We start from the raw sequence: 14,855 nt of genomic DNA on the forward strand, positions 1-14,855 counted from the left end.
CACGAACGCTATTGGTAGGGTGCGTTTTGCGTTCCGCAAAGCTCCGCTTTATATGTCGGCTCAAGCGCCGAAACGCTGCGCGACATGAAAAGCGCACAACGCACAACGCACCAATACTCTATATATATTGCCTCCCGTGTAATTCCTGATATAATTAAAATTTATGAAGATTTCTAATATTACTTCCTATCCCATCTTTTCTAAATAAGTTTAATGAATCAATACTATGCCAAGGTAGCTAAAGGTTTAGAAAATATTGCTGCCCAAGAATTAGAAAGTTTAGGCGCTCAAAATATCTCTCCAGAATTTACGGGGGTAAGTTTTACAGGGGATAAAACTTTACTTTATAAAGTTAATCTTTGGGCAAGAACTATTTTTAGGGTATTAGTTCCGATTGCAGAAGTTAGATGTGTTAACCGAGACGTTTTATTTAATGAAGTTAAAAAAATTCCTTGGCAGCGTTATATTTCTCCTAAAAATACATTGGCAGTTCACTGTACTGGAAATAATGATAAATTAAAGCATACCCATTATACTGCTCTACAAATAAAAAATGCTATTACTGAGCAACAAATGGAAAAATTTCGCTACAGATCGAATATTGATACTAAAAATCCAGAGATATTAATTAATGCTCATATTGAAGATAAAAATTGTATTCTTAGTTTAGATAGTTCTGGTAGTAGTTTACATCAACGTGGTTATCGTTTGGCAATGGGTTTTGCTCCTCTAAAAGAAACTTTAGCAGCAGCTTTATTGGAAATGGCAGAATATTCTCCAGATTTACCTTTTTTAGATCCTTTATGTGGTTCAGGAACTTTACCTCTGGAGGCGAGTTTAAAAGCATTAAATATTGCACCGGGATTGTTTAAAAATAAGTTTGCTTTTATGAACTGGCGTGATTTTGATGAGTCTATTTGGGAAGATTTATTAGCAGAAGCTAAGAGTAGTCAATTAACTGAATTAAAATCAATAATTGTGGGAAGTGACAAAAATTCAGAAGTGCTTTTTCAGGCTCGTAGTAATGCGAAAAAATGTGGGGTTGCAGATAAAATTAAGTTTATGGAAACAGATTTATCTAATATAGAACCTCCGGCAGAAAAAGGAATTATTATTTGTAATCCTCCTTATGGGGAACGTTTAGGAGAAGTGGAAGAATTGGGTAAATTATATAAAATGTTGGGGGATATTTTTAAACAACGTTTTACTGGTTGGACGGCTTTTATTTTGACAGGAAGTAAACAATTATCTAAACAGGTGGGGTTAAGAACTTCTGGCAGGATTCCTGTTTATAATGGTCCGATATCTTGTACTTTATTAAAGTATGAATTGTATTAATTTTAGGGAGTAGGGAGTAGGGAGTAGGCAGTAGGTCAATAATGGATAATTGATAATTACCTCTCTCTAAAATAAGGAGGATTGAATAAAAGGAAAAAATTTATTTCTCAAGGGGAGATTAGATATGGCGTTTCGCTGCGCGACATGAAAAGCGAAGTGGCTCTGTAATAGTGGGAAACCTGGCCATATCGCCCTTCGAGAAGCTCCGCTGATGACCGCTTTTTCCCCTTTAAAGGGGAGGCTTCAAGGCGCGAATTATTTAATTATTTAATTATTAATTATTCGGTAAGAGATTGTTCAGAAAAATGTAGGAAAAAGTTTTTGACTTTGACTTTTGCAATATCACAGCTAATCAATATTTTTTAGATAAGGTAGGGACGTTTTGCTGCGCAACATGAAACGTATTTTTGTCGGTGCAACGTCCCTACGTCTGATTTGATCAATATTATGGTAAATTTATTACAGGTAAGATGCCTGTGTTACTTTGTCAAAAATCTACTCTTGTAAACTATTCCCTACTCACTACTCTCTACTCCCTACTCCCTGAAAAAATGAATAATCAAAAAGATTGGCAAGTTAAAAATTTAGAAGCTATTCGGCAAAGAATTGATTGGCTTCATAAACAACCTGATGGAGTAATTTTTTCTCAACCTTCTGGCATACATTTTTTAATGATAAAAAAGGTTAAATTCATCATTCAGTTAGTATTAGTGGAGCAAGTAACTTTAAAAATGAATTGGGTTCAATCTATACTTAATTTGAATGATCCTACATATTTAATTTTTCCTTATACTCAGGCAATGATGTTAGGTTTTCTGTGGAATAGTCAACCTCAAAAAGTTTATCTTGCAGGTTTTGGTGGGGGTAGTATTGCTCAAGTTTTGCATCATTATTTTCCAGATGTAACTATAGAATGTACAGAAGTAGATGCTAATGTTTTAGAAATTGCTCAGAAATTTTTTGGGGTAAAATTAAATGAAAGATTACAGGTGAAAATTCAAGATGGTAGAGAATATTTAGAACAAAAAAATCACCAGGATAAGTATGATATGATAATGATTGATGTGGCTTTTGGTAATGGTTATATGTCTTATAATTTAGCCACTCAAGAGTTTTATGAACTGTGCGATCGCTATTTATCAAAATCTGGAGTTATAGTTGTTAATACATTAAAAAGTAATGGTTTTGAAGCGGAATATGTGAAAACTATTAAAGCTGTTTTTCCATCTATTTATATCTGCCATACTAGCGGTAAAAATACTATTATTATTGGTACTCGTGATGTTTTTTTGACTCCAGCAGAAATTAGAGAAAAGGCTAAATTTATACAAAATTATTATCAGTTTTCCTTCCCCTTGGTAGATAGGGCAAATGATTTAAAAATTCTTGATGAATTACCAAATTTAGATTTAGAAAAAGTGTCAATTTTGCACGATAATGTTTCGCCTGGTAATTATTTTGATTCTTGGTTATTTTAATAAGGACTTACGCAGAAACTGGGTTGATCAACAAAATCTCGTGGTTTGAACTGAACTCAGAAACCCGGTTTGAACTGAACCCAGAAACCCGGTTTGAACTGAACCCAGAAACCCGGTTTCTTGAAGAAACCGGGTTTCTTTGCGTAAGTCATATTTTGAACTGAACCCAGAAACCCGGTTTGAACTGAACCCAGAAACTGGGTTTCTTTGCGTAAGTCATATTAATAAAAAAGTAAGAAGCAATAGAGAATTTACTGACAGCGCGATCGCGCTTATGTGTGAATCCTAATAATATTAGGACTTACCCATGAACGCTACTGGACAGTTTAATCAGGATATGTTGGAGGTTTCACTATAGAGACGTTTTCTGCTAAGAGCGGACATGTTTGCGGAGTAGTCTGTCAGGATAACGCTACGGGACATGAAACGCATTTTTGTTATACAACATCCAGACAAGGAGTTTTCACGCATTTATATCATGTCCGGTTGAATAGTTATCAGGGTAGTCAACCCACCCCTAACCCCTCTCAGGAGGGGAACAGGAGAAAATTTTTTTTATCACTAGACATCTGCAAAAATAAAAAATCAAATCAATTCTTATCCATAAATTATCAATTATTTCTTCCTTTTCCCTGTTCCCACATATCTAGTGTTCCCTGTTCCCTCTTTTCTGGAGATGTCTACTAATTATCCGGACATGATATTAGTCAGATAAACCCGCCCCATAATATAAGCCGCAGTCTCAGGGGCGGGTTTATATAAATGCTAGAGTAAGCATGAAAATTTCCTGAGAAACCCGCCCCTACCCCATGTACTATTTTAGGTCAGTTCATTACTAATAGCTGTTAATTACCCTCATGGGTAAGTCCTGTTGTATGATAAAATACGATATATATTCTCTCATTAATGAGGCAAACTGAAATTAATTAAACATGGCAATAAACCAAGAATATAAACAACGACGGCAAAAATTAATGGCAAAAATTGGCAGTGGTACGGCTATTTTTAGAAGTGCGCCAATGGCTGTTATGCACAATGATGTAGAATATGCTTATCGTCAAGATAGTGATTTTTTTTATTTAACAGGTTTTAATGAACCAGAAGCGGTGGCAGTTATTGCTCCTCACCATGAAAAGCATAAATTTGTTTTGTTTGTGCGACCAAAAGATGTGGAAAAAGAAACTTGGAGTGGTTATCGGGTTGGTGTGGAAGCTGCTAAAGAAAAGTACGGTGCAGATGCAGCTTTTTCTATTGATCAATTAAATCAAAAATTGCCGGAATATTTGAAAAAGGCGGATAAAATTTATTATCGTTGGGGACGCGATCGCAATTTTAATGACACAGTATTTAGACATTGGCAAAATTTGATGCGAGTGTATCCAAAATATGGCACTGGTCCGATTGCAATTCAAGATGCAGGCACAATTTTACATCCAATGCGTCTGATTAAAAGTGATGTGGAATTGGCACAAATGCGGAAAGCTGCTGATATTGCAGTTGATGCTCATAATCATGCTATGAAGTTTGCTGAAGTGGGAAAGTTTGAATATCAAATTCAAGCGGAAATGGAGTATATATTTTCTCGTCAAGGAGCTACTCCTGCTTATCCTTCTATTGTTGCTTCGGGTGCTAATTCTTGCATTCTTCATTACATAGAAAATAATCGGCAAATGCGAGAAAATGATTTGTTATTAATTGATGCTGGAGCTGCTTATAATTATTATAATTCTGATATTACTAGAACTTTTCCTATTAGTGGGAAATTTACACCGGAACAAAAGATTATTTATGAGTTAGTTTTAAAGGCGCAGTTAGCAGCAATTGAACAGGTAAAACCAGGAAATGCTTATCAAGAAATTCATGATAAAGCAGTACGAGTTTTAGTGGAAGGATTAATAGATTTAAAAATGTTAAAAGGTAATATTGATGAAATAATTGAAAAGGAAAAATATAAGCCTTTTTATATGCACAGAACAGGACATTGGTTAGGTCTTGATGTGCATGATGTGGGTGTTTATCAATGGGGAGAAGAACCGCAAAATTTACAACCAGGACAGGTATTAACTGTGGAACCTGGTATTTATATTAATCCTAATATTAAACCAGTGGCAGGTCAACCAGAAGTATACGATCGTTGGCGAGGAATTGGAATCAGAATTGAGGATGATGTTTTGGTTACGGAGGAAGGATATGAGGTATTAACTGCTGGAGTTCCTAAGTCAGTTGAGGAGTTAGAAAGGTAAGCATTTACCTATTAGCTTTTTTGGCTTACTATAATAGAAAAATCACTCTTACTATTTTTCCGACTACTTCCTATATAACTCCCATTATTCTTGGTTTTGTAGGGACGTTGTATGTAACGTCCCTACTCTCTACCTCAAAAGAAGGCAAAAATTAAAATTTGATGATATTTTTGAGAGTTATTATTTTAAATTATTATAGTATTAGGTGGATTGAATTTACTAACAAATAGAGATAGGAAATTTTCATTTCCTAAGCATTTTCTAGTATTTAGGTTAGTGGCAAATCTGTAAATTTCTAATTAATCAAAAATCATAAATTAGGAGAAAAAAAATGAAGTTTGGCAATCTTGCTAAAATTGTGGCTGGTGTTGCTGGTGTGGCTGCGACAGGTTATGGTGTAAAAAAAGCTGCAGATTATTTCCAGAATCGCGGTCAAGAAGAGCATGATCCAGAAACAAGTGAAGAGCATGAAGTTGAGCTAGAGTCTGATGATATTGCTTTTGCAACTGTGGAACCTGAGTCGGTACAACCTTTCCTTGATAATAGTTTTGGTGCAGAAGGTCGTTATGTTCCTACTCGTCCACCAAAAGTATTTGAATATCAAGAGCAACAATATATGGTGATTTGGACTTATGATAATGAGAAGGAAAAAAATCAATTGATGGCTTTTAAGTGTTCTGAGGATGGTCGCCACATGGTTGCTAGTGTAGGATATACTGCTGATGCTACTGACTATAATGTTAATTTGGATGGCACAAATTTAGCTGTGGAAATTAGTGGTAATGGGGAACAAATTACATCTGGTCAAGGTGAAACTGATGGTACAGATGAGGTTGATTTAGTTCCTGTTGGTTAATTTATACCAGAAGGCAGAGAGAGAGGGAGTCCCCCCTATCCCTCTTTGAAAGGGGGGGGGAGGCAGAAGGAAAAATATTGCTTTGTCTGGGTTTTAGGCTTTTGATGAGTCCTAACCGCCTTGGCAGTTGCTATAACTAGGGGTTGCTGAAAAAATTTTTTTGCCAAGGCAGAAGCCAGAATCCAGCAATCCTGCAAGTCAGAAGGAATCAGAATTATAGAACAATGTAGTCAAAATATCATCTCTTGATTTTCAGTCCCTATCTTGCCAAAAAGTTAGGATTTTTGGCAAGATAGGCTTAAAAAGTTGTACTTTTTCCCAACTTGAAAAGGCTAAAATATTTACCAGTAAAAGCTTTGAGATTTAATCAGCAAACCCTAACTATAGTTGTCAAAAATTTGGTAAGTTTTCAACTAGGTTTTGGCAATATTTAATAATTGTATTTGTACAAGAAAATCTGCTCAGTTTAGAGCAGATTTTTATTATTAATTTGACGATTGAAACTTATATAAAATCCAATTTAACAGTTGTCATTGCGACGATAGGAAGCAACCTCAGTGTGCCCCTAAGATTGCTATCCTTACAGAATGCTGCGCAAACCTTTTACTTTTTTTTCAGTCGCAATGACTTGGATATATTAATTATCAAGTTTTAGTTTATAAATCTGGTTTCTGCATAAGTCCTGTTAGATAAATTTAAAACAGTCTAGAAGATTGGCAAACTGATTTAATTCTGGCTGTGAAGGAGCATTTCTATTCAGCCAAAATGCTTTGATTCCTACATTATTTGCACCTTGATAATCAGCAGTAAAACTATCTCCAATATGTACAGTTTCTTCAATAGTACAATCACATTTTTGTAAGGCAGCAGTAAAGATTTTACTATCAGGTTTAGCTGCTCCTACTTCTGTAGAAATAGTCACATTATCAAAAAATTCTGCTAATTCTAATGCTGTTAAAACTGGATAAAGTCGGGAATCAAAATTAGATAAAACTGCTAATTTAATTCCACTTTTCTGCCACTTAGTTAAGGCAGGTTTCACATCAGGATAAACAAACCAAGGTGCAGCGGTAGCAAAATAATTATAGAGTTCTTGAAAGAATTGTTTAAAGTCAGAAAACTGCTCGAATACTCCTACTTTTTTATAAGTTTCAGCAGCAACTTGACACCACCACTCAAATTCTAAGTCTGGTATTTTGGCAGATTCTACTCCGGGAAATGCCATTGGTGGTGCAGTTTTAAAACTTTGAAAAAAAGCTTGATTTACAGTAGTGGGAGAAATATTTACTCCCCATTTAGTGGCAAATTGTTGATAGATTTCACCCACGCTACCACGAACACCAAACAAAGTACCGACAGCATCAAGAAAAATAATTTTAGTCATAATTTAAGGAAATCGCTTTACAAACTTGAGAACATTTCTTGAATAGGATTAACTATCCAATTAAAACCAACTTTAATCTGATGTTCCAAGGTTGGCAACCGATACAGATAAACTAAGCGCCTTGCTAAATTTGCTATCTGACCATCTAACTTAATACCTAAACTGGTAAGAGTGGCATTGTCAACTCCCAATGCCATCATTTCCCCTAATGCTTGATAACGGAATGGCAATAGAGGTCTCCCTGTCAAAGATGCCCAAATATTCCAGGCAACATAATCTGATTGTTGTATTGCTACTTGAGCAGTGGTGGGCACTTTTTGTCCGTCTGCATCTTGGCAGTCTGCTAAGTCTCCCAGGGCAAATATTTTGTTATCATTTTGTACTTGTAGAGTTGCACTGATAATAATTTGGTCGCCCTGATTTTTGGTTAATGGTAACGACTGCACTACTGAAGCAACTTTGTTACCAACCGTCCACAAAACGATATCGACCGGAATCGTGTCAACTTGCTCTTTATATTTTAAAGAAATTTGAGTCGCTTCTATTGATTCTACTTCTGTTTCTAGATCGATCCAAATATTCCGTTGTGATAATGCTTGGGAAGCAGCTTCCCGGTTAAATTCTGGGGAGGTTCGCAAAATCATTTCATTGCGTTCGATGATTCTAATTCTACCTTTTTCTGATAAACGATCAGCTAATTTACAAGCTAATTCTACTCCACTGTAACCACCACCAACAATAGCAATTCTAATTTTTTCCCGGTCAGATGCTTCTAAAATTCGTAATTTTTCTTGGAGACGGTAAGCATCATCAATAGTCCGAAATGGGATAGCGTATTCGGCAGCACCAGGAACAATTTCTATAGGTGTTTCACCTCCCATTGCTAAAACCAGGCGATCATAACTGAATGCTTGACCATTTTCTAGTTTCACTTGTTGTTGGTTGATGTCAATACCGGAAACTACACCTTGACAAAAACGAATATCAGTGTCTGCTAATAACTCAGCATAAGGTGGAGCTATTTCCCAGGTTTGGAGTTCCCCGGTGACGAGTTCGTACAATAGGGGGGCAAAAAGAAAGCGATCGCGTTGGTCTATAAGGACTATTTCTGGTTTGTTTGATGATTCCCAGGGAAACTGGATTAAGCGGAGGGCAGTATAAAGTCCCCCAAAACCGCCACCGAGAATACAAATGCGCTGAGTTTTTTCTGTCATAGTTAGAATAGAATATTAATTTTACTAGGACTTACGCAGGGAGGGGAACCCAGAAACCCGGTTTCTAGGAGAGGAACCCAGAAAACCGGTTTCTACAAGAAACCAGGTTTGAGGGGAACCGGGTTTGAGGGGAACCCAGAAACCCGGTTTCTACAAGAAACCGGGTTTCTTTACATAAGTTCAGTTTAGGTAACTTCTTTATAGGATAGCAAGAAAGTCAAAAGTAAGATTTGGTCGGCTCACAATTTTGATGCTACAGTAATTTTAGGAAGTTATTTCATATCTTTAGTTTAAGATGATATAATTTTCAAATCAAAGCATAAAAGTTTTTATTTCAGGAATTTCTAATAATTAAGGAGATAGAATAATGCAACTAGAGAATTATTTTGAATTTTTAAACCCTGATGATATTAGAATTAAAGGACATCGTATTGGTATTGATGATGTCATAGATTATTATTGGAAAGGATATACACCAGAAAAAATTCAGACTGAATTACCTACTTTAAGTTTAGAAAAAATTTATGCTACTATTACTTATTATCTACACAATAAGGATAAAATAGATGCTTATATGTCACGGTTAGCTGCATGGAGGGAACAGCGTTATCAAGAATGGTTAGCTTCTGAACCTTCACCTATGGTAAAAAGAATTAGAGAAATTAAAGCGCAGAAACAAGAAAACAAAACACAACTAAATAGTATAGATGAAAATCCGTTTTTTACTGGATGAAAATTTGTCGCCTCAACTAAAAATAGCTGTATTAAATATTAACTCATCCATAGATATTTTGCGAGTAGGCGATCCAAATACCCCGCCCCTGGCCACACCAGATCCAGATATTTTAGTTTATCTAGAATCATCACAAAGACTACTGGTAACAAATAATCGTAAAAGTATGCCTGGACATTTACAACTTCATTGGAAAAATGATCGGCATATTTGGGGTTTATTTTGGTTACGTTCAGACATAACTTTAGGGAGATTAGCTGAAGAAATTTGGATGATTTGGGAAACTTCTGAAGCTGAAGAATGGATAGATAAAATAGATTGGATTCCTTTTTAATCAGCAAATTTCGTTAATCTTTATTTTCCTCTTTTTGTATTTCATATAACCATCCTTTCTTGCTTATTCAAAAATTATTCTATACTTAAAAATGTTTCCATATTAATCTTAATTCTCAAATCTAAAATTATGTTTATTCCTGTAGGTTTTGAACAAAAATCAATTGTCACTTCCCAAGGTCGCATGGTTTACTACACCAATGACAAAGCACCCTGGAAAACTGAGACGGACAACACCGACGACTTACCCACTTTAGTATTTTTCCACGGTTTTGGTGGGGGGTCTTCTGCCTACGAATGGTCAAAAGTTTATCCTGCCTTTGCCTCAGAATATCGCATCCTGGCTCCGGATTTAATTGGGTGGGGGCGTTCAGAACATCAGGCATTAGATTATAAAGTAGAAGACTATGTTACCACAATTACCGAATTTTTGGAACAAACCTGTCAACCTCCTACTAGAGTTATTGCTTCTTCCTTGACTGCTGCGATAATGGTGAGAGTAGCGATCGCTCGTCCAGAATTATTCAAATCTCTGATCTTGACAACTCCTGCTGGTTTATCTGACTTCGGCGAAAATTATACCCGCAGTTTTTTTGCTCAACTGGTAAGTACGCCAATATTAGATCGTTTTATTTATAGTGCTGGTGTTGCCACTCCAGGAGGAATTAAAAATTTCTTAGAAACGAGACAGTTTGGTAATCCAAGTTTAGTTTTTGATGAAATTGTAGAAGCATATTTAGAGTCAGCAAATCAACCCAATGCTGAATATTCGGCTTTATCTTTTGTTCGGGGAGATTTGTGTTTTGACCTATCATTATATATGAATCAATTAACAATTCCCACGGCAATTATTTGGGGTAAAAAATCCCAATTTACAGGTCCCGAAATAGGTCAACGTTTGGCAGATTTGAATCCAGAATTTGTGCGAATTTTTCAAACATTAGATGATGTAGGTTTAACTCCTCAATTGGAAGTTCCGGCAGTGACTATTGGATTGATTAAAAAGTTTTTAAAGCAGTTGGATGAAGTACCCGTTGCTGTAGTTTAAGTCTTAGGAAAAATCGGGTTATTTGTAGGGGTGAATGGTATTCGCCCTTCTATTCTAGATAAGTGCTTATGCAAAATTAATTGTATAATTTCATAAGCAAAATTAATTACAAATTATATAATAAATATTCAAACTTATCTAGAAATTATCAATTATTCCCCCTATTATCTATTCCCTGTTCCCTCTCTCAACTAGGAAATTATGATTGCTCAACCTGAAAATTATCAAAAAATGACATCCGTCGATTAATTCATAGGTAATATCTCTTTCTGGAAGAGCTAAAAATTGTTCTAAGTTTAGTTGTGTTTGTGTAATCATATATTGTACGGAGTAATATCAAGCCCCTTTAGGGACGTTGCATAACAAAAATACGTTTCATGTCGCGCAGCGAAACGTCCCTACAAGATTTTGATTAGTATAATAAAAGTTTGATTCATAAATCATAAATTATGATTTTTTCCCACAACGTCGAGGTCGTTTTTGTAAGTTAATTTCCAACAAATCTGCAATATCGCACTTTAATTTATCTGCTGTTGTCTTATTCGGTTCTATATAACCAAAACCATCATTAAAAAAGTTTTTCTGATAGAAATAAATCCCTGCTATCCATTCTTTTTTACCTGCTAAATATTCATCTGCTTCTCCAGTAAACTCTTTTTCATCTCTCTCAACATACTGAAATTTTACATCATTTTTGAGGATTTTATGAATGGCTTTAACAATTTCTAAACGCGCCTGTTCTCTTATAACTATTGTAGAATTTTGATCTAATATTTCTTCCTCTAATTCCCGGACAACTTTTTGAATAATTCTGCTAGTAGTAGGAAATTTTTCTAGTGCTTTTTCCATTTTTACTGTGGAAATTTCATTCAAATTAGTTGTTTCTAGATAAGTTGATTTTTCTTCCTTAGAAGGTAGAACTTCTGAAATTTTCTTTGGAAAAATATCTTTAGTATTAAATTTACTAACCTGATGTCCTAAACCAAAAAATAAACCGTGGGAAATCATAACTAGAAAAATTATTACCACTGGTCTTCCATACTTCATAATTAATATAGTCATCTTTTCAGAAAAAACTAATTCTTTCTGAACAGTTAACCCAAAAATAGTTGTTTCATAACTAACCTTTGATTTTGATTTTGGAAACGCTCTAGAAAAAATTATTCTTGGTACTTTTCCATTACTAATTTGGTGAAAATAAGCTGCTAACTCATAATCAGGTAATTGAGAAAATAAATCTGCCAAAGGTTGATAATAATTGCAGTTTTCTTGAGGAGATTTTAACCAAGAAATTAAGTTTTTCCAAATAGCGTTTTTATCTGTTTCTTTACCAAGAGTTTTATTGGATAAACTATTTCCGAAAGATTCTAAATCTTCGCGAACTTGTTGTATAATTTGACTAGAATATTTTGACCATAAATTGTCTTTATTGTTGAATAGCCAACAGCAGGCAGGAATAGATATTTTTTTGCCTAATATTTGGTAGAAGGCATCATTTACTCCTCGTAAAATTAATGGTTCTAATAATTTTTGATTATTTCTCAGTTGTGATTGTAATGTCAGAGATATTTTTTGCTTTTCATTCTCTTTCTTTTCATTTCTAGTAATATTTAACCAATCTAGATATTCTGCTAAAGTTTCGGGAATTAAAATTGCTCTTAAAGTTAAGAGTCTAATCATTTGAGAATTAGTATTTCCTTGTTTGATGGCATTACTCGCTCCCAGATTATCAAATAATTTGTTTAAATCTTCTGATGTAATTTCCCCAGTCTGTAATTTTAAAACTAAATTTTCTATCCATTCTTGTTTAATTTTAGAACCACCAATTAATCCTTTAATTGCTGTTTCTATAGCAGCTTCATCTATATTTTTTGAGATATTTTTAGGGGAGTTTTCAATAATTTTTGTCTGTATTTCTGTCAGACTTGCTGCTACTTCCGCATTTGCCGGATGAATAATAATAAATTGTTCTGGTTGTTCTACAGTTTCGGCATGATAAATCCATGATGTAGGTTTTTCATTGGCTTTGGTTTCTGCCATTTTATTAATAATTTGTAAGTCTGATAATTCCGGAGGAATTATAGCAGGTAAATTTTGATTTTTCAGCCAATCTTGTAAGTCTTTGGGTAAACTTCTTCCTGGTTTTCTAGTGATTTTATGTTGGTTTGGTTTACCAATTTCTTTAGTTTCAGATGGATTAAATATAAGGTTAGTTCTATATTGTTTCTGACTATTCATCCAATCTAATATTTGCCAGATATTATCTTTCCCAACACAGAAAAAATAACGATAAAAAGAGGTTGAACGCCCATATTCATCTTGCCCGGAAGTAACTACAGCAACTACCGAATAATCTGGTTCTTCACTACTCATACTTAAAACAACTCGCCCAACCAAAGTAGGTTCTTGACTATCACGATTTTTGCCTACTTCAAAACTTTTATTGGCAATTGCTCTGGCTATAGAATGGGGAACTTGAGGTAAGGTTAAATTCATATATTCCCCTATTTTAAATCCTTTGGAAATCCATTTACCATCGGGTAATATTTCGGGAATTATTCCTGTGCTGAACTCGTGAATTTCTATATTTTTCATTTTTTAATACCAATTATTAATTCACTTACAATACTCATAAATAAAAATAATCTTTAGGGGTTTGGTTTCCAAATTTATTGGGTTGGGAGACCAAACCCCGCATTTATAAATCTTACACCCTATTTAGGATTGTTATATTAACACTAAAATTATTGTTTATTTCTTTATTACTTCTTCCTTGATAAATACATAAGAGGATAGAAATATTGAATATTTAAGTATAGATAGAATGACAAACATATTTGACAGGGCTTTCTATTGCCCGTGAGGTACACCAGCGCTACTACCATATTTTCACCATTTACTCTGTACATCATCTGCCCTAAATATACTGTACATAAAGATAAAAATTAACAGTAAAATTATTACCTATCTCTTTTTCTTTCTTCCTTCTTCCTTCTTTCTTTATAAATATATAAGAGGATAGAAATATTGAATAGATAGAATCAAAAACATATTTTATATAAGCATAAAAATTAACAGTAAAATTATTTCCCATTGTCTATGCTCTATTTACTAATTAATAATTAGAAATAGTTTTCATGTTCTACTATAAATTATCCATGCTCCATGCTCCATTATCTATTATTAATTATCCATTAATTTTTTGCCTGTACAAATCCAATAAATGGGAGAAACTAAACCAAAAGGTCGCCATCTTTTCACATCTTCTAATACAGATGCTACCCCACCACGACCACGATAAATCTGCTGAGAATTTGGTTTAAAATATTTTTTTCCAGTTACACCAAAAGCAGAAGTTGTAAAATATTCCACATTTCCCATTCCCAAATCTTGCCAAGATTCTAATCTTTTTAAAATAGTCGGAAATCTGGCTTCTGTTAAAAATTTTGGTCTGTGTCTATTTACCCATAAATCTGCTAATTCACATTTAGTTAATACTAAAGCAATTCGTCGTTTTTGACCTAAAATATTGTCTCCTGCTAATGCTACTAAAAGTTTATCAACTCCTTGGGAATATTCTAAGTCTTTACGATGAGTTGTACCGTCTATCATTAACATTATTCCTGTGGCTGGAAAACAATCATTTAAGTAGTCTTGAAGTAATTGAGAATCTTTTTCCTGAAGTATATCACTAAAAAATTCTCCTGAATAATCTTTGCAACTAATATCTAAGTTAAAAACCGTATTTGATAGATTCAATTTATCTGAATTTTTCAGAACTATTCTCAAACTATAATCACGAATTTCTAATACATCATTGGCTAAACGAGTTGGTTCAATTTGTAACCCTTTTTCTATCAAATTCTTTGCCTGCTTAATTAAATATTTTCCATCTTGATTGCCTGGAGTAACTGACTCAACTTTACTATAAATATCAGCATTTGAACACCTAGCTAAAGCTGCCAGATAAGTTGTTTTTCCAGCAGCGCGATCGCCGATGACTCGTAAAATTCCCGAATAATTTTCGGCTTTTATATTCTGATTATTTTTTTGATTAAATATAGATTTAAACATTTTTTCAGCATCATTTTATAATAGTCGATTATCAATAATATCGTAGGGGTTTGGTCTCCCAATCCCATCTAGCTAGGGTTTGGTCTCCAAACCCCTACATTTTTTTCACAAATTACCGATGACTCGTAAAATTCCCGAATAATTTTCGGCTTTT

Annotated in this window: 11 protein-coding genes; 7 read left to right on the forward strand and 4 right to left on the reverse strand. The window is 34.2% G+C overall.

All coding sequences use genetic code 11. The features are described from left to right. The first annotated feature begins 213 nt into the window (after positions 1 to 213). The 4 genes from VKJ25_RS15050 (at position 214) to VKJ25_RS15065 (ending at position 5,915) form a co-directional block, all read left to right on the forward strand. Entirely contained in the window at positions 214 to 1,338 is a 1,125-nt protein-coding gene (locus VKJ25_RS15050; RefSeq protein ID WP_324237450.1) for a THUMP domain-containing class I SAM-dependent RNA methyltransferase, read from the forward strand. 551 nt (positions 1,339 to 1,889) lie between these two features. Continuing rightward, entirely contained in the window at positions 1,890 to 2,816 is a 927-nt protein-coding gene (locus tag VKJ25_RS15055; protein WP_324237451.1) for a spermidine synthase, read from the forward strand. 932 nt (positions 2,817 to 3,748) lie between these two features. Further along, on the forward strand, positions 3,749 to 5,059 hold the full coding sequence (locus VKJ25_RS15060; RefSeq protein WP_324237452.1) for an aminopeptidase P N-terminal domain-containing protein: 1,311 nt from the start codon (positions 3,749 to 3,751) through the stop codon (positions 5,057 to 5,059). 331 nt (positions 5,060 to 5,390) lie between these two features. Next, positions 5,391 to 5,915 carry a hypothetical protein gene (locus VKJ25_RS15065; protein ID WP_324237453.1) on the forward strand — a complete coding sequence of 175 codons (525 nt, stop codon included), beginning with the start codon at positions 5,391 to 5,393 and terminating at the stop codon, positions 5,913 to 5,915. Between the two features lie 685 nt (positions 5,916 to 6,600). Here VKJ25_RS15065 and VKJ25_RS15070 read toward each other — a convergent pair. Then, entirely contained in the window at positions 6,601 to 7,299 is a 699-nt protein-coding gene (locus VKJ25_RS15070; RefSeq protein ID WP_324237454.1) for an HAD-IA family hydrolase, read from the reverse strand. A gap of 17 nt (positions 7,300 to 7,316) precedes the next feature. Further along, a complete protein-coding gene (locus VKJ25_RS15075; RefSeq protein WP_324237455.1) occupies positions 7,317 to 8,513 on the reverse strand; it encodes an NAD(P)/FAD-dependent oxidoreductase in 1,197 nt (398 codons plus the stop codon). A gap of 367 nt (positions 8,514 to 8,880) precedes the next feature. Between VKJ25_RS15075 and VKJ25_RS15080 the strand changes: the two genes are divergently transcribed. From VKJ25_RS15080 to VKJ25_RS15090, 3 genes are all read left to right on the forward strand, one after another. Beyond that, positions 8,881 to 9,246: a DUF433 domain-containing protein gene (locus tag VKJ25_RS15080; RefSeq protein ID WP_324237456.1), complete on the forward strand. Its 366-nt coding sequence runs from the start codon at positions 8,881 to 8,883 to the stop codon at positions 9,244 to 9,246. Further along, positions 9,221 to 9,580 (forward strand): DUF5615 family PIN-like protein, encoded by a 360-nt coding sequence (locus VKJ25_RS15085; RefSeq protein ID WP_324237457.1) that lies wholly within the window; start codon positions 9,221 to 9,223, stop codon positions 9,578 to 9,580. Before VKJ25_RS15080 ends, VKJ25_RS15085 begins: the two co-directional genes overlap by 26 nt. 129 nt (positions 9,581 to 9,709) lie before the next feature. Further along, positions 9,710 to 10,627, forward strand: coding sequence for an alpha/beta fold hydrolase (locus VKJ25_RS15090; RefSeq protein WP_324237458.1), 918 nt, complete (start codon positions 9,710 to 9,712; stop codon positions 10,625 to 10,627). 447 nt (positions 10,628 to 11,074) lie between these two features. Here VKJ25_RS15090 and VKJ25_RS15095 read toward each other — a convergent pair whose 3' ends face one another. Both VKJ25_RS15095 and VKJ25_RS15100 read right to left on the reverse strand, forming a co-directional pair. Further along, positions 11,075 to 13,222: a hypothetical protein gene (locus VKJ25_RS15095; protein ID WP_324237459.1), complete on the reverse strand. Its 2,148-nt coding sequence runs from the start codon at positions 13,220 to 13,222 to the stop codon at positions 11,075 to 11,077. A 588-nt stretch (positions 13,223 to 13,810) separates the two neighbouring features. Next, positions 13,811 to 14,701: a hypothetical protein gene (locus tag VKJ25_RS15100; RefSeq protein ID WP_324237460.1), complete on the reverse strand. Its 891-nt coding sequence runs from the start codon at positions 14,699 to 14,701 to the stop codon at positions 13,811 to 13,813. Positions 14,702 to 14,855 lie beyond the last annotated feature (154 nt).

The organism is Okeania sp., from assembly GCF_035285525.1.
Lineage (GTDB): Bacteria > Cyanobacteriota > Cyanobacteriia > Cyanobacteriales > Microcoleaceae > Trichodesmium.